Raw genomic sequence first — 15,777 nt, 5'->3', positions numbered from 1 at the left:
AGAGGTGAAGAATAAGGCGCTTGCCTTATTCAAACGAGTATGAACGGTCTTTATATAGGTTCTATGGGTATGATGAATTACATGCAGCATATTAATGTTCATTCGAATAACGTCGCAAATGCCCAAACGACAGGATTTAAAGCAGAAAACATGACTTCTAAAGTATTTGATGTACAAGACACATATCGCCGCGGTGACGGTGCGATGACAAATATCGGTTCGGTTGATTACGCTGTCGTACCAGCTGCGACGCATGTGAACTTAGTGCAAGGAAATATACAAATGACAAATAGTGCTACAGATTTCTTTTTAGACGACGGTGCGGCTGGCACATCATCATTTTTCGTTACATCTAAAAATGATGAAACATTTTTAACGAGAGACGGTAGTTTTACATTAAATAGTGATCGTTATTTACAAACAGCATCTGGTGCTTTCGTAATGGGTGAGAATAATGAACGTATTCGTATTCCAGAAGGAGCAAAGGTAGCTGTACAAGCAGACGGTACATTATACGATGAAGTAACACAAAATAATATTGGCCGCTTGCAAACGAAAACAGTAGATGCAGAAACGAATGCTCGCCTTGTGCAACGAGAAAATAAAAGTTTTACACTAGCAGAAGGTAACATCGCTGATTTACCGAATGGAACAGGGATTGTGAAAAATCATATGCTAGAAAATTCAAATGTGGATATGACGAAAGAGATGGCAGATCTTATGTCGAGTCAAAAAATGATTCAAGCATCGCAACGTATTATGACTTCATTTGATAAAATTTATGAAAAAGAAGCAAATGAAATATTGAGATAAAGGACTCCCATTAGCGGGAGTCTTTTTTTTATCGGGCAAAAGTCCGATGGGGGAACCCCCCTCTGATTAAAGTTTCATTTTATTGTTGCTTTTATTATAGTTACATCATAAAATGATAATGATTATCAATATCATTTTAATCATTTCATGTGTTATAAAAAATACAAGATGTGATGGTCGCATCACTTGTTTAACTAGGTGAATTAAAAATAAGGGGAAGGTGTGTACATATGTCTACAAAAAAACAGCTTTGCATTGGACTATGTTTGATTTCTAGAAAGAAAGAACAAGAGAATGAGTTTGATTCGGGAATTGATGAGCAAGTAGAGTTAGCGAAGCAAGCAGAAAAATCGAAGTTAGATTTTGTTTTTAAAGCGGATTATTTAGTGGCACATCCAGATTTAATTGCACGTAATAAGGGGAATGTAATTTTAGATCCAACATTACTTTTTACTGCAATTGCTTATGCAACAGAAAAAATTGGAGTGGTTACGACAGCTTCAACATCGTTTTATCCACCATATATACTAGCGAGGCAATTACAATCTTTACACTGGATTAGTAACGGCCGAGTAGGTTGGAATATTGTTACATCCATTGACGGTGCTGAAAACTTTGGTGAGGCAGGGATGCCACCATCTGAGGAACGATACGCGAAAGCGGCAGAATGTACAGAGTTAGTAAGAAAACTTTGGAGGAGTCATCCTTATGAAGTTTTGAAAGAAGACAACGCAGATGTAATTAGAGAGATGGTACAGCCAATTGAGCATCGTGGTGAGCATTTTGAGGTGAAAGGTCCACTTAATGTTCCGCAACACATTTCTGGAGAAATGCCATTATTTCAAGCTGGTGCCTCAGATCCAGGTCGGAATTTCGCTGCCTCTGTTGCAGATGCGATTTTTGCCGCAATGCCAGATATAGAATCAGGAATCGAACTTCGTCAAGATTTAAGAAGAAGAGCAGAAAAGCATGGCCGAACGAAAGATGCTATACGTGTATTGCCTGGATTATATTTCTTTATAGGTGATACATATGAAGAAGCACTAGAGATGCATAGGCAAGCCCATCAACATCTCACAAAAGAGAAGAGGTTCGCTTTACTTGAAATGGTACTCGGATTAGACGTTAGAGGGATTCCGTTAGAAAGTAAGGTAACTGAAGATATGCTGCCAAGCAGGGAGAAAACTGTACGTAGTAAAACACATGCCGAATTATTACGGAAGTACATCATTAAAAATGAACCAACTGTTGAACAAATACTGGAGCGACCAGAAGTTGTTGGCTCTGCTCATTGGGTAGCGGTTGGCACACCACAAGACGTTTGTAAGCAAATTATGGATAGGTTTGAAGCCGGAGCATTAGATGGATTTATTGCAATTCCAGGGGGGCCTCCAAAATCATTGGATTTGTTCTTTAGTGAAGTCATTCCTTTATTCGTGAGAGCAGGTGTGTTTAGGGAAGAGTATACAGGTTCAACCTTACGTGAGCATCTGGAGGGGAACATATCAAATACTTTGCAGTTAAAATAAGTGGAATAGTATGTACAAAAAGCCTTTCACAAGAAGGCTTTTTATTTCGTTTTAAAATTTCAGAATTATCAATTGACTTTATAAGTCTTCTTTTTTATATTAGTAGGTATAGTAATAACTACTAATATAAAATGCATCGTTTTGAAATGAGAGTTATTTAGATTGTGAGGGATTACCGATGGATGAAATTATAAAAGAATTACAAAAGTTAGGTTTTTCTCAATATGAATGTAAAGCGTATATTGGTTTATTAAAACATTATCCAGTAACAGGTTATGAAGTTAGTAAACAAACAGGTGTACCCCGTTCAATGATTTATGAAGTACTTGGCAAGTTGATGGATAAAGGAGCGGTGCATATCGTTCCTTCTGAACCAGTGAAATATGTACCAGTGCCAGCTACGGAATTAATGGATCGAATGCGAAAAGATTTTGAAAAGTCCTTTGAATTTCTAGACCGAAAATTAAATTGTTTAGAACAAGAGCGACAAATTGATGTAATTTCGCATATTCGCTCAAATGATCGTGTTTTGAAAGAAATATGCAATATAATTAATAGAGCAAAAGAAGAGTTATGGATTTCTGTATGGGAAAATCAAGTGCACGAGATTGAGCCGTTCATTCATCAAAAGGAAGCGGAAGGCGTACATATTTTTTCAATTTTATTTGGTGCTCCAGAAACAAAAATAGGAGCGACATTTCACCATAATTATATGACACCTCACGTCGTTGAAAAGAGAATGGGTGGTCATTTAACTGTTATCGCGCGTGATGGGGAAGAAGTATTAATTGCTAATTTTTCAAATGATAGCACTTCATGGGCCGTTACAACGTATGATCCAGCTTTAGTTCTCGTCGCTACAGAATATGTTCGGCACGACATTATGGTGGAGGAGATTACGAAGGAGTTTGGAGCTGATAAATTAGATACATTATGGCGTGAAAACATAGATTTAGTTCATGTCGTAACAGGAAAACGTACTATGGAAGAAATGGGGGGAGATAATGGTGAATAAAGCTCAAGCACATATGACACTGCAGAGCGATGATTCATTTCAGCAAGGTGTAAAGGATTGTTTACCAACTGTATTTGGATATTTGAGCATCGGTATAGCGGCTGGTGTTATTGCGAAAACAGCAGGTTTCTCGATCATAGAAATTGCTTTTATGTCCACATTAATTTACGCAGGTTCTGCTCAGTTTATATTAGCGGGTATGTATGCAGCGGGTGCCCCAGCCTCGGCAATTATTTTTACTGTGTTCTTTGTTAATTTACGTCACTTATTAATGAGTGCTGCACTCGCACCTTACTTCACTAAGATACCTCTTTTTAAAAATTTAATAATTGGTTCGCAAATTACAGATGAAACTTTCGGCGTTGCAGTGCAACAAGCAGCACAAAAAGGCCATTTAGGCGAGAAATGGATGATGGGACTTAATGTAACAGCATATTTAAATTGGATTTTAGCTACAGTTCTCGGAGGGCTTTTTGGAGAGTGGATACCAGATCCTCATACGTACGGAATGGATTATGCGTTACCAGCGATGTTTATCGGATTATTTGTACTTCAGCTAATAAGTAGTAAACCGAAACTAGCCATTCATCTAAGTGTTGCAATTGTAGCGATTATTATCGCATACGTTTCACACTTATTTATGCCAGATAGTATAGCAGTTATTATCGCAACGCTGTTAGCTGCGACAATCGGGGTGGTGATTGAAAAATGGAAGTAAGATTGGACGTATTATTCCTTTTACTAGCAGCAGGAGCAGTTACACTCGTGCCACGTATTTTACCTCTACTCGTATTTAGCAAACTACAAATTCCAGACTGGGGTTTAAAATGGTTAAATTACATACCAATCGCGATATTAGCAGCACTTTTAGCTCAAGTACTATTTATGCACGAGACGGTGCAGTGGGATTACCTTATTGCAGCAATTCCAACATTTCTTGTTGCAATATATACTCGTAGTTTATTAGGAACAGTATTAACAGGCGTCATTGTGATTATTTTGTTACGTTTATTTTTCTAAAAAGGATTCAGCTCATATAATAGCGAAAGGTGTAATAACATGAAATATATAGGGGTGGTGTTATGATACTTTTAACGATAGGCGCTATTTTATTAACGTTATTTATTTTCTTTATTATCGGCTTCATTACGTTTATGATGTTTGTGGATAAGGCGACACCTCAAATTTATTACACACCTTGTGAATCAGTGACAGTGAAATCTAAAGGTAAAAATAGAAGGAAGAAAAGTTGATGTTTGGCTTTTCTTTCTTCCGTTTTATCTGATTTTTCTGTATAATTTAAGTTAGTTATTCAACTAACTTAAAAAGTGGTGATATAAATGGCTAAACCGAATGTTGTTAACAAACAGAAGTTGCTAGAAGCAACAAAAGAAATTATTGCAGAGCACGGAATGGAAAAATTAACGTTAAAAGCAGTTGCAGAGAATGCTAAAGTTACACAGGGAACCGTATATTATCATTTTAAAACGAAGGATCAATTATTACTTGAAGTGACTGAATCGTTTTGTAAAGCATCGTGGGAACAAATAGGAAGGGATGTACAGCTAGAAAAGGCTTTACAATCGGCCAAAAGTAGATGTGTGAAAGATTCAATGTATCATCATTTGTTTTTTCAATTAGTAGCTAGTGGACTACAAAATGATGCGATGAAAGATAAAATTGGTGAACTGTTACATTATGAAAATCAAGAATTAAAAAGAGTTTTAGATAAAAAAGTAGGAGGTGCAATTACGTCTCAAATTTCTGCTGAAACGTGGAGCATTTTATGTAATGCATTAATTGACGGATTGGCATTGCAAGCTTTATTCAATCAATCTTTTTCTACAGAAAGAATATATGACGATTTGTCTTTGCTTTTAGAAACATTTATGAGATTGCAAAAGGGAGGGAATGGTAGTGAATAAAAAATTATGGATTACCATTTTGTTTTCTGTCGGTATTTGGTTTGTTGCTTCAGCGTTTTTTATTGTCCTCGGTTCTTCAGTTTTAGAAGAGTACACATCAAGTAAATTTTTTCTACACATGACCTTTCTAGAATTAGGAACGGCAGTAGCAATTTATTTTGTGATGTGGTTATATGAAAAATTAGACTCCTCGAAATATGCAGTTATTAAGTTAGGTATATGCGGTACAGCAATTGGATTAATTTTAGATTCTTACATCTTGTATAATTCTTCTAGCATACTTTCACAATTATCCTCACAGCAAATCATATCATTTACCATTTGGATGGTTATTGCTTATGCTTTATATTTAATAATTCCTTTAGTCATGGAACGAAAAAAACTGTTGTAAAGAGGTTTTTATCCTCTTTACAACAGTTACATTCCCGAAAGCACTAACAACAATAATCCAAATAGAAAACTAATAAACGAAAGAAAACCGATAGATATGGAAAAAACACGATTGTTTTTCCATTCGCGTGCGAAAACGATAAAGCCTAAAACGCAAAGGAAAAACCAAATAGGTAGAAATATAAATCGACTAACCTTCTCAGGTAGCAATGAATAAAAATTTGTTAAATATAATATCCAATTCGCAAAAAATAGAGCACATACGATGAATGATTGTAAGTATGGTCGGTTTAGAAAATTTCCTTTTTTAACCGTCATAAAAATGAGAGCTAATGCTGAAAGAAAGGGAATTATTATGAAAATGAGTAATAGTAATGTTAGTGACATATGAAGCTCCTTTATAAGATTGTCTTCATAAGAAACGAATCTATATTTTGTATGCATGCTTTGTAGATTCCTTGTTATATTTTTCAGTGTATGGATTTAAAAATCCATGTTCACCTTGTAGTTGTTTTATTTCTAATAAAGGATTATCTTGTTGCTGTAATGTTTTCATTAAGGAGCATACTGAAAAATTAGTTTCTTTTTCAGGGAAAATAAGTAATGTAGCACACGAAGGTTTCACGTGAACATAGTCGCGTATACGAGAACCGTAACACCCAATGATAAAATCTATTTTTGAATTGGTACTACAGAGCCAAGCGATTGTTGCCCCAACGCTAAAACCGAGAAGTCCTATATGCGTGTAACTATTGGAAAGGCTAGTAATGAGTTCTTCAATTTGCTCTTTTCCATCATCAAATCCAATGTGATTCATAAAATGCTGATATGCTTTTTCTTCATCACTATAATGAAATGCCTGTTGTAATTGTAGAAGATTAGGACAGAATACATCTATATGAGATGAAGTGAAGCGGTCTATAACATGATGCATATGATCGTTCACACCGTATATTTCATGAACAGAAACGAGAGCTAATTTTTTCTTCATAGTTACAATGTGCCTCTATGAAACTTATATTCTTTCTCAACAAGGCAGATACGCAGGTGGAAATTTTCATACCATTGCTCACGGCCTCGTTTTTTCGCTTCTTTATGTAAGGCGTTCTTTTTCCAATTTTCAATTGCTTCAAGTGACTCCCAATAAGAAATTGTAATGCCGAGTCCCGAATTATCACGTGCGCTTTCGACACCTAAAAATCCAGGTTGCTGTTTCGCAAGTTCCTCCATTTTTTCGGCAACGGTACTATAATCTGTTGTATCATTTGAAAGGTTAGAAGTGAATATAACTGCATAATAATGATTCGTTTTTTGTGGAGCATTTCCCATGTAATTTCCCCCTTTAATAAGTATTTTAGCACGTAATAAAAAGAAGCATGGGGCTTCTTTTCTTTTTAGGCTGTAAATTTTAATCCAGCATACTTGCGCTTTCTTCTTTTGAATATTACGTTCCCTCATTATTACTTGTATAATTTGGTCAATTGTAAGTAGTTTTTCGAAATCGGACAAGGGCACTTCTTTCCGTAATATAGAACATCATAAATGAGAGAAAAGGTATGAAGTTTCTATTTTATATTCAGAATTTAATGATTAATAAATACTATAAATCTAAAAATCTCTATATAAAAATGTATAAATTAGTAATTTATCACATATTTTGTTAACAAATAGCGAGATTTATATTAGAATAATACATATAAAGTATATTCGAATAATATACTAAAAACTGTAATTAAGGAGGTAAACTCTTTGCACAATAGGATGAAAGGAAATAGAAAAATATTAAATACATTTGTAGTTGTTATGAGTTTATTTTTACTATTATCGCAGTTACAGTTTTTGAGTCCAATTGATGAGGTAAAGGCAGAAATAACAGAGGAAGAAGGTTTTGATACGCCAACTTATCAATCTATTCATAAAGGTGATATGTATTCTACCGGTAATGTGAATTTAGGTATTAAAGCCACTGAAGCTCAGAAGAAAACGGCATTGTATTCGGATATAACATATACGTACGGGACAACACCGAATGGTTATACACGGGAACTAATTGATGTGGATGATGACCCAACGACTACAAATTCATCTAAGGCATATATTCCTGTTCCGGAGGATGCTGAAATTGAGTGGGCTGGATTATATTGGAGTTCAACACGTTACGAATTAACACAACAGCAGTATGTAGCACCAGTTAAGTTGACCACTCCTGTAGGGAAGAGCTTTCAAGTATCACCAAGTAATACGTATTACGGAGGTGGCTTACTTTATGGTTTCGGTATTGATGGTACTTATTTTTCTAACTATGCAGATGTTACAGAGCTTTTAAATTCTTCTAATTCAAAAGGAGGAAGCTATACTGTAGCAAATATACCTTATCCGAATACAAAGCTTGCATATAATTCTGGGTATTATTCTTTTGCTGGTTGGTACATGTTAGTAATCACGAAAGATAAGTCAAAAACTAGAAAAGCATTTACTGTGTATGATGGTGGATTGAAAAGAGCTACTGGATCTGGTGAAAAAGAATTCACGATGAAAAACTTTATTGCTTCAAAAACTGGAGATTTAGATCCGAAAGTTTCTGTTTTCGCTGTTCAAGGAGATAGATATTGGCAAGGTGATAAACTCTTTGTTCATACAGATAACACCTGGAAGGAAGTTACGGATAAGCTGAATCCGACAGGTAATATATTTAATTCCACTATTTCTGAATATGAGGAACATATGCGAGATAAGTATCCAGGTACATTTAACCCAGATTATAAAAATAATTTAGGGGTTGATGCAGATTTAATAAAGCTACCGGCAGGATATATTAAACCAAATCAAAAGGAAATACGTTTAAAAGCTGCGACATCTGGTGATGATTACGTATTAAATACATTAGCCTTTGCAGTAAATGCAACAGCGCCAGAGCTTGTAATCGATAAGGAAGTAATAGATACAAAAGAAAAGTACGATCCCGGTGATGAAGTTACATATCGTTTACGGGTGAAAAACATTGAACCGAATTCGAGTTCTGTTGATACAAAAATTGAAGATGTTTTAGATTCGCGTCTAGAATTTGTACCAGATTCGGTGAAAATTATTTCTGGTCCGAATGCGGGAGATCAAACAGAACAGGTTGATTATAATGCAAAGACAAGAAAGTTAACGATAAGAATTGGTGAAGGAGCAAATGCTACGAAAGGTGGAATCTATACGGATAAAACACCTGAGACAACCGTTGAATTTAAAGCGAAATTAAGGGGAGAAAAGGTAGAAACAGAAATTCCTAATATCGCTGTTGTTCAAGGGATTGATGAGTTAACAGGAAGTCAGGTTGAAGCTAACGATTCTAATAAAGTAGTAGTTAAAGTATTACCTGAACGAGAAGAGAAACACGGTAAGTTAATAGCTACTAAACTAGCTAAAGATATAAACGGTGGTACGCTGAAAGTTGGCGACAAACTAGAATATACAATTCATACTAAAAATAGTGTGCCAGATTCTCTCTTAAAATCAGTTAAAATTACGGATAAACTTCCTGAAGGAGTAGAATATGTTCCAAACACGTTAAAGATAAACGGGAAGGAACAAACGGATGTTGAAGATGAAGATCATGCACATATAAAAGATGGAACAATTTATGCTCATTTCGGCGACCTTAAAGGCGAGGAAGAGAAAGCAATCACGTTTGAAATTGTTGTAAAACCAGAAATGGCAAATAAGAAAGTAAAGAATATAGCAATAGTTGAGACTGATAGTTCGGCCGATAAGGAGAAGCCAGAAGTTGAAACACCAGTCGACCCGTTGTCTGGACAACTAGAATCGAAGAAAGAGATTATTGATATGAGGCAAGAAAAAGTTCATGTCAATGATGAATTTGAGTATCAAATTAAAGTTCGAAATAAGGTAGAAAATGGACTTATTAAAGATATGCGTCTAATGGATAAACTTCCTGAAGGTGTAGAGTATGTAGCTGGTAGTATGAAAGTGAATGGGAATTTACTGACAGACGCAGTTGACGAAGATGCAGGGGCGTATGAGGATAATACGATTAAAGTAAACTTTGGTGACGTGCTTGATACGGAAGAAAGAATGGTAACTTTTAAAGTGAAAGTTACGCAAGACGCATTAAAAACGAAAGAAATTGAGAACATAGCGGTTGTTGAGGGGAAAACACCAGATAATGAAGATTTACCCCCACAAAAACCGAATGTAAAAACGCATGTGGAAGCAAAGGAACCTAAGGTGAGTAAAATGGTTTCGGACGCAGATGAAATAGAAGTGGAAAAGGCGACATTACAAAGTGTAGGTGAAGAGTTTACATGGCATGTAAACTATAATTTTGGAAATGATGTCATGAACCTTGAAAAAGTGGTATTACAGGATGACTTAGAAGATATTTTAACTATCCTACAAGTACAACTTGTAAACAGTGATGGAGAGGCCATAGAAGTTATACCGCAAATTGATGAACAATTAAAGAACGTAAGTATTGAGTTACCAAAGCGGGACGGAAATTATAATTATCTTGCGAATCAATCTTATACAATGCACATTAAGTCAATGCTAAATGCTAATGTAAATGCAGATATAGTAACGAAATACAATGCGAATGGTGGTATTCCAAATAAAGCGGAGTTACTGTTTGATCAGAAGAAATCCGTATCAAATGAAGTATTTGTAGTACCACCAACATTAGGGGGATTTGAGATTGAAAAAGTAGATGCGAACGATGAAAATCTCAAATTAGAAGGCGCAGTATTTGAAGTGATAAGTAAAGGTGGAAATATAGTATGTAAATTAACAACCGATAAAGATGGTTTGGCAACTTCTACTCCATTAATAGTTGGCAAATATACATTAAAAGAAGTACAAGCACCAAAAGGATATATGTTGATGAGAGAGCCAGTAGAAATAGAAGTGAAGCCTGGAATGAATTCACAAAAAATAAGAGTAGTAAATAAGAAGAGTGAATTCGTTATTCCAGAGACTGGTGGAACAGGGACAATTATTTATTATGTAATGGGTGGAATATTGATGTTTGTTACATTGTTCCTCTTTGTTAGAAAGAGAAACAGTGAAAGATAGATAGAACAAAAGCAATAGAAATGATAGGGAGTGGGCAACTATGAAAAAGATTTTTAGTTTATTTTTAATTGGTATGTTAGCTTTTTCAACGCTATCTAACATGATTGTTAGTGCGGAATCTAGAAGTACAGGTACTTTAACGATTCACAAGTTTGAACAAAGTAAAGATGCTAAAACAACTTCAGAAGGTAATGGGAAAGAAGGACAAATTGTTCCGGAAGATGCAAAGCCTTTAGAAGGTGTAACTTTTGAAATTAAACGAATTGAGTCATTTGAAAAGATTTCAAATGATGGAACTGTTATAAAAGAAGAGGAAAATCCAGTAAAAGACGCTGCAATTACAAAGATAACAGATGCGAAAGGGGAAGCTGTTTTTAAAGATCTTCCGCTAGGACGTTATGAAGTAAAAGCAATTGAAGGTCCAAAACATATTGCGTTAGATAAGACTACTTTTATAGTTGATATTCCAATGACAAGTGCAGATGGTAAAGATTTAAATTACGATGTTCATATTTATCCAAAGAATGAAACGAAACGTGGTTCAGTAGAATTAATGAAAAAAGGTGAAGGGGACAAAGTATTACCAGATGCAGAGTTCCACTTATTTGAAAAAAATAAAGATGGCACGAGTACACAAGTAAAAACACCAAAACCATTAGTAACGGGAACAGATGGTAAGATTCGTGTAGAATCTTTAGAATATGGAGATTACTATTTTATAGAGGAAAAAGCGCCGAAAGGTTATTTAACAAGTAAAGAAGAATATCTTTTTTCTATTAAAGAAACTGGTAAACTGGTTAAATTAGAAAAAGATGTAAAAAACTATAAAGAACCTACAATTGAAAAAACGATTAACGACAGTTCAAAGAACGCGGGAATAAATCGTGAAACAGAGTATACGTATGATATTAAAACATTGCTTCCTGAGGATATTCAAACGTATCAAAATTATGTTGTAACCGATGTTTTAGATGATCGTTTAGAGGTTGTTGGAACACCAATTGTAATGATTGATGGTAAAAAAGTTGATGAGAGTATTGTAAATGTAATTGTTGCTGGACAAAAGGTTATTGCTTCAGTGGAAGATTTTTCGAAAGTAACAGGGAAAGAATTACACTTGCAAATTACTGCGAAAATTAAAGGTGATGTTCAATCTGGAGTGGAAATTCCGAACAAAGCAGTACTTGATTTTGTAAACAAAGATGATGTTTCATCAGAAAAAGATGGAAAACCATCAAACGAAGTAGTGGTTACACCAACAATGGGAAATATAAAAATCGAAAAAATTGATGGTAAGAATAAGTCTCTGAAATTAGAAGGTGCAAGATTCGAATTACGAGATAAAAAGGGAAATATTGTAGTAGTAAACAAAAAGAAAATGGATGATATCACTGATGCAGATGGTATTATTACATGGAATGAAATCCCGTACGGTGAATACCAAATTGTTGAAACAGAAGCACCAAAGTATAAAGATGAAGACGGTGCAGTAGAGCAATATCAAAAATTAAGAGATCCGATTGAGATTAAGATTGATGAAAAACATCAAAAAATAGAGCTACAAGTAGAGAACAATAAAAGCGGCTGGATTATCCCACAAACAGGTGGTATAGGAACAGTTTTATTCACAGTAGTTGGTTTGTTATTAATGGTGACAGCGGCGTTTATTTTCTTTAGAAAGAAACCTGTGAAGAATTCTTAATTAATATTTTTATAATAATTGAGTTTGGAAAAGAGGAAAGGCATATTGCTTTCCTCTTTTCTACATTTTATCCGTAGCGAAAGAGGCTGTTATGAAAAAAAATATTATTTTTGGAAGTATATTTTTGCTAGGTTTAAGTATATTTTTATATCCGATTGCAAGTAATTGGTTTGCAACGAGAACGCACTATTCGGAAGTAAGTACGTACGATGAAGCAGTAAGTAATTTACAAAAAGAAGAAATTGAACGTAAGGAGAAAGAAGCACGGGAATATAATGAAAAAGTTCAAAGTACGATGCAAACATTTTCGGATCCATTTCATGAAAATAGTGATGAGAGCAAAAGTTCACATGTAGATATGTTAAATATCGGTCATGTTATGGGATATGTAGAAATCCCAAAAATTGATGTAAATCTTCCAATTTATCAAGGAACGACTGAAGACGTACTAAGCCGCGGAATTGGACAACTGAACGAATCTTCATTACCAGTAGGCGGAGAAAATACGCATGCAGTTTTAACGGGGCATCGCGGTTTACCTTCAGCACTCATGTTTACTCATTTAGACAAAATTGAAAAGAATGATATATTTTATATTCATACATTAGATAAAGTGCTTGCCTATCAGGTAGATCAAATAAAAGTTGTATTACCAAATGAAACAGAAGATTTATTAGTTGTACAAGGAGAAGATTATGCAACGTTAATTACATGCACCCCTTATGGAGTGAATACGCATAGGCTATTAGTGAGAGGACACCGGGTTCCATATGATGCTGGAGAAAAAGAAATGATTCCAAAATCTTTTATTATAGAAGATTGGATGATTGTTCTTCCCATTGTTCTTATTTGTATCATCCTTCTAATGATTTATTTGAAAAAACGAAAATAATATGTATTGTGTGGTGTGTGTGTGAGAAGGAGCTTAATAAGTTTAGTATTGTTCCTTACAGGGTTATCTCTATTTCTATATCCATTGCTTGCTAATTATATAAACAATTATGTATATAAAACAAGAGTAATTCGTTATGAAAAGATGGTAAATAATTTAAAAGCAGAAGATGCCAATGAGAAATTTCGGAAGATGGAAACATATAACCATTTGTTAGGGAAAACTACTTTCAAAATGAATGATCCATTTGTTCATGATACTGAAGTAGATAATGAGCAGTTAGACTTTATAAACAAAAACGAGATGTTTGGTATGATTTCAATTCCAAAAATAAATGAGGAGTTTCCAATTTACTTAGGTGCAAATCAAGAAAACTTAAGTAAAGGAATAGGCCAACTTGAAGGGACTTCTTTACCAATTGGTGGGAAAGATACGCATACTGTATTGGCAGGGCATCGAGGCTATCACGGCGCAACGATGTTTCGCCACCTGGATCGATTAGCTGATGGCGACACATTTTATGTCAGTGTACTAGGGAAACAACTTGTTTATAAAGTAATTGGGCGTGAGATAATTAATCCAAATCAAGTTGATAAATTGAGTGTAATAAAAGGACAAGATAGAGTTACATTACTTACATGTGAACCATATACATCTAGTAAATATCGATTGTTAGTATATGGAGAGCGAGTAGAAACAGACCAAAATGAAATTGAACGACAAAACAAAAGTATAGTAGAAGTTAGGAGTCATGAAACAAGAGATTTATTTGAGAAACTGGCTTTTGGCATAGTAGGTCTAATTGTAATTTGTATTGGGCTGTATGGTTTACTAAAAAGGAAAAACTAGTGATGAAATATATAATAAAAGAAAATGCCACTTCAAAAAAAGAAGTGGCATTTTTTATATTTCCTCTAAGCTATTAACTGGAACCGTTAATTCGCGTTTTGGATTTGTTACTTCATATATGCGGGCGGTTTCGTTGCTTTCATCGACGTGTTGAATCATAACAGGCATGCCTTGAAAACTGACATTGGCTTCTTCAGATGACTCGGAAAGCTCTTTTGCGCGTTGTATATTCATTTATATTCCTCCCATCATTATTATCTTTGCAAAAAAGGAGGAATAATATACCATTTCGAGACATTTTTAAAGTTTTTGTATTATTTGTAATGTTTCTTTAATAAATGAAGAGAAGATGGAATCAGGATAGTCATCTATCGCTTGAACTGCTTCTTTTGCTTCTTTCAGAGCAGATTTTTTATCTTGAAGTTCTATATAGCAAAGGGCACGATAAGATCCAGCTGTTAATAACCATGATTGATCAAGTGGATGGCTCATATAATTTGGTATGATAGCACGTTGTAATGTTTCCGAAGCTTCCTCGTAACGTTTTAAACCATATAAAGATTTTCCTTTTTCAAGATAATACAGTCCATTGTCTTGAAAAATTGGCTCGTTTTTTAGTTTTTCTCGAAATTGCTCTAGATGCTCTAATGCGATTGTATATTCATTCGTAACGGTGTTGTAGTAATAAGCTTTTAATATATCTATATTTGCAGTGGATAAAGTATCTTCTGTAAATATAGCAAATTGCTCAGATTTTTTTATGTAATATAAATATCGTTCTTTATCAGCTGTAATGATTTTTTGATAAGATAAAATACGATAAAAATCATCTGTTTTATAATACACTTGATGTTTTTTTGAAAATGCAAGTGCATCAAAAATGACTTTTTCACATTTTTCATAATCACCATATGCGAGTAAAATAATTGCTTCTTTTAAGTATAATTGTATATGCGTAATAAGATCCATTTCTAAATTCTTCGTTTTATATTCATCACGAATAATGGTAATCATCTGTAAACATTCTTTATATTTTTTACGTTTGAAGAGCATATAGTAAAACAGTAGTTTCGTTTCAGTGCTTTCTCGATATAAAGTATACTTTTCAAATATAGAAACAGCAGTTTCAACGTAATATTCAATATTATAATCGTTCATAATAGCTGCTCCTGTTAGGAACTGTTTATATAAACGAGCCGTATTTAGAGTGGAAGGTAACTCTTTTTGAACGATAGGTAGTAAAGTCCCATATACTTCATCACATTTATTTTCCTTTATTAGTTGCTCCATTTTTTGAATGAGTTCTACAATTTCTCCTTCATCTTCTTCTAATAAAAAACTCGTTTCGCATCCAAGTTTTTCAGCGATGTATTGTAATGTTTTCATGGAAGGTGTAGCTTTTCCATTTTCAATTTGACTAAGCATACTTTTTGTCAGTTCCGAACCTGCCAGCTCTGTTTGTGTAAATTTTTTTTCTTTTCGTAATGCTTTAATTTTTGCTCCGAGAGTTGCCATATTATTGCTCCTTTATAATCAAAAAGTTAAATTGTATTTAACTTTTTGTTGTAAAAATTGGAAAGTTGATT

At 34.3% G+C, this 15,777-nt stretch carries 16 protein-coding genes and 1 pseudogene; 12 read left to right on the top strand and 5 right to left on the bottom strand.

What is annotated here, in order from left to right; all coding sequences use genetic code 11:
- The first annotated feature begins 39 nt into the window (after positions 1–39).
- The 8 genes from MHH66_RS17975 (at position 40) to MHH66_RS17940 (ending at position 5,673) form a co-directional block, all read left to right on the top strand.
- Positions 40–813 (top strand): flagellar basal-body rod protein FlgG, encoded by a 774-nt coding sequence (locus MHH66_RS17975; RefSeq protein WP_063217890.1) that lies wholly within the window; start codon positions 40–42, stop codon positions 811–813.
- Positions 814–1,043: 230 nt separating this feature from the next.
- The gene (locus MHH66_RS17970; protein WP_078184253.1) at positions 1,044–2,342 is read left to right on the top strand and encodes an NtaA/DmoA family FMN-dependent monooxygenase; all 1,299 of its coding nucleotides are present in this window, start codon (positions 1,044–1,046) and stop codon (positions 2,340–2,342) included.
- Positions 2,343–2,520: 178 nt separating this feature from the next.
- On the top strand, positions 2,521–3,357 hold the full coding sequence (locus tag MHH66_RS17965) for a TrmB family transcriptional regulator (protein ID WP_078184254.1): 837 nt from the start codon (positions 2,521–2,523) through the stop codon (positions 3,355–3,357).
- Positions 3,347–4,075 (top strand): AzlC family ABC transporter permease, encoded by a 729-nt coding sequence (locus MHH66_RS17960; protein ID WP_002126646.1) that lies wholly within the window; start codon positions 3,347–3,349, stop codon positions 4,073–4,075. Before MHH66_RS17965 ends, MHH66_RS17960 begins: the two co-directional genes overlap by 11 nt.
- Positions 4,066–4,377 carry an AzlD domain-containing protein gene (locus MHH66_RS17955; protein WP_078184255.1) on the top strand — a complete coding sequence of 104 codons (312 nt, stop codon included), beginning with the start codon at positions 4,066–4,068 and terminating at the stop codon, positions 4,375–4,377. Before MHH66_RS17960 ends, MHH66_RS17955 begins: the two co-directional genes overlap by 10 nt.
- Positions 4,378–4,439: 62 nt before the next feature.
- Complete coding sequence (locus MHH66_RS17950; protein WP_000602235.1) at positions 4,440–4,610, top strand: DUF3951 domain-containing protein; 171 nt, start codon at positions 4,440–4,442, stop codon at positions 4,608–4,610.
- A gap of 87 nt (positions 4,611–4,697) precedes the next feature.
- A complete protein-coding gene (locus MHH66_RS17945) occupies positions 4,698–5,282 on the top strand; it encodes a TetR/AcrR family transcriptional regulator (RefSeq protein ID WP_002202511.1) in 585 nt (194 codons plus the stop codon).
- Positions 5,275–5,673, top strand: a complete 399-nt coding sequence (locus MHH66_RS17940; protein WP_002149064.1) for a DUF5367 family protein — start codon at positions 5,275–5,277, stop codon at positions 5,671–5,673. The genes MHH66_RS17945 and MHH66_RS17940 overlap by 8 nt, the downstream gene beginning before the upstream one ends.
- A 26-nt stretch (positions 5,674–5,699) precedes the next feature.
- Here the strand turns inward: MHH66_RS17940 and MHH66_RS17935 are convergent, their stop codons facing one another.
- The 3 genes and pseudogenes from MHH66_RS17935 to MHH66_RS17925 all read right to left on the bottom strand — a co-directional run bounded on the left by MHH66_RS17935 (position 5,700) and on the right by MHH66_RS17925 (position 7,001).
- Entirely contained in the window at positions 5,700–6,059 is a 360-nt protein-coding gene (locus MHH66_RS17935) for a hypothetical protein (RefSeq protein ID WP_078184256.1), read from the bottom strand.
- An 11-nt stretch (positions 6,060–6,070) separates the two neighbouring features.
- Positions 6,071–6,663: pseudogene (locus MHH66_RS17930) on the bottom strand (dienelactone hydrolase family protein).
- Between the two features lie 2 nt (positions 6,664–6,665).
- On the bottom strand, positions 6,666–7,001 hold the full coding sequence (locus MHH66_RS17925) for an antibiotic biosynthesis monooxygenase family protein (protein ID WP_063217886.1): 336 nt from the start codon (positions 6,999–7,001) through the stop codon (positions 6,666–6,668).
- Positions 7,002–7,433: 432 nt separating this feature from the next.
- Here MHH66_RS17925 and MHH66_RS17920 point away from each other — a divergent pair, with 432 nt between their 5' ends.
- The 4 genes from MHH66_RS17920 (at position 7,434) to MHH66_RS17905 (ending at position 14,191) form a co-directional block, all read left to right on the top strand.
- The gene (locus tag MHH66_RS17920; protein WP_234803709.1) at positions 7,434–10,748 is read left to right on the top strand and encodes an isopeptide-forming domain-containing fimbrial protein; all 3,315 of its coding nucleotides are present in this window, start codon (positions 7,434–7,436) and stop codon (positions 10,746–10,748) included.
- A gap of 40 nt (positions 10,749–10,788) precedes the next feature.
- Positions 10,789–12,450, top strand: coding sequence for a SpaA isopeptide-forming pilin-related protein (locus tag MHH66_RS17915; RefSeq protein WP_078184258.1), 1,662 nt, complete (start codon positions 10,789–10,791; stop codon positions 12,448–12,450).
- Positions 12,451–12,541: 91 nt separating this feature from the next.
- Positions 12,542–13,342 carry a class C sortase gene (locus tag MHH66_RS17910; protein WP_078184259.1) on the top strand — a complete coding sequence of 267 codons (801 nt, stop codon included), beginning with the start codon at positions 12,542–12,544 and terminating at the stop codon, positions 13,340–13,342.
- 21 nt (positions 13,343–13,363) lie between these two features.
- Positions 13,364–14,191 carry a class C sortase gene (locus MHH66_RS17905; RefSeq protein WP_078184260.1) on the top strand — a complete coding sequence of 276 codons (828 nt, stop codon included), beginning with the start codon at positions 13,364–13,366 and terminating at the stop codon, positions 14,189–14,191.
- Between the two features lie 54 nt (positions 14,192–14,245).
- Here the strand turns inward: MHH66_RS17905 and MHH66_RS17900 are convergent, their stop codons facing one another.
- Together MHH66_RS17900 and MHH66_RS17895 are read right to left on the bottom strand one after the other, a co-directional pair.
- Positions 14,246–14,425 carry an H-type small acid-soluble spore protein gene (locus MHH66_RS17900; RefSeq protein ID WP_001025736.1) on the bottom strand — a complete coding sequence of 60 codons (180 nt, stop codon included), beginning with the start codon at positions 14,423–14,425 and terminating at the stop codon, positions 14,246–14,248.
- Between the two features lie 66 nt (positions 14,426–14,491).
- Positions 14,492–15,706, bottom strand: coding sequence for a helix-turn-helix domain-containing protein (locus MHH66_RS17895; RefSeq protein ID WP_063217881.1), 1,215 nt, complete (start codon positions 15,704–15,706; stop codon positions 14,492–14,494).
- Between the last annotated feature and the right edge of the window lie 71 nt (positions 15,707–15,777).

It is taken from the genome of Bacillus sp. FSL H8-0492, assembly GCF_038006145.1.
GTDB lineage: Bacteria > Bacillota > Bacilli > Bacillales > Bacillaceae_G > Bacillus_A > Bacillus_A mycoides.
Note: the sequence above shows the minus strand (reverse complement) of the source record. Positions and strands in the feature narration are given on the sequence as shown.

Bases quoted from the DNA above. Each gene is read 5' to 3' on its own strand.
- MHH66_RS17945 (WP_002202511.1), top strand. From the start codon at position 4,698: ATGGCTAAACCGAATGTTGTTAACAAACAGAAGTTGCTAGAAGCAACA.
- MHH66_RS17910 (WP_078184259.1), top strand. From the start codon at position 12,542: ATGAAAAAAAATATTATTTTTGGAAGTATATTTTTGCTAGGTTTAAGT.
- MHH66_RS17925 (WP_063217886.1), bottom strand. From the start codon at position 7,001: ATGGGAAATGCTCCACAAAAAACGAATCATTATTATGCAGTTATATTC.
- MHH66_RS17935 (WP_078184256.1), bottom strand. From the start codon at position 6,059: ATGTCACTAACATTACTATTACTCATTTTCATAATAATTCCCTTTCTT.
- MHH66_RS17975 (WP_063217890.1), top strand. From the start codon at position 40: ATGAACGGTCTTTATATAGGTTCTATGGGTATGATGAATTACATGCAG.
- MHH66_RS17960 (WP_002126646.1), top strand. From the start codon at position 3,347: ATGGTGAATAAAGCTCAAGCACATATGACACTGCAGAGCGATGATTCA.
- MHH66_RS17955 (WP_078184255.1), top strand. From the start codon at position 4,066: ATGGAAGTAAGATTGGACGTATTATTCCTTTTACTAGCAGCAGGAGCA.
- MHH66_RS17900 (WP_001025736.1), bottom strand. From the start codon at position 14,425: ATGAATATACAACGCGCAAAAGAGCTTTCCGAGTCATCTGAAGAAGCC.
- MHH66_RS17965 (WP_078184254.1), top strand. From the start codon at position 2,521: ATGGATGAAATTATAAAAGAATTACAAAAGTTAGGTTTTTCTCAATAT.
- MHH66_RS17950 (WP_000602235.1), top strand. From the start codon at position 4,440: ATGATACTTTTAACGATAGGCGCTATTTTATTAACGTTATTTATTTTC.
- MHH66_RS17915 (WP_078184258.1), top strand. From the start codon at position 10,789: ATGAAAAAGATTTTTAGTTTATTTTTAATTGGTATGTTAGCTTTTTCA.
- MHH66_RS17920 (WP_234803709.1), top strand. From the start codon at position 7,434: ATGAAAGGAAATAGAAAAATATTAAATACATTTGTAGTTGTTATGAGT.
- MHH66_RS17970 (WP_078184253.1), top strand. From the start codon at position 1,044: ATGTCTACAAAAAAACAGCTTTGCATTGGACTATGTTTGATTTCTAGA.
- MHH66_RS17895 (WP_063217881.1), bottom strand. From the start codon at position 15,706: ATGGCAACTCTCGGAGCAAAAATTAAAGCATTACGAAAAGAAAAAAAA.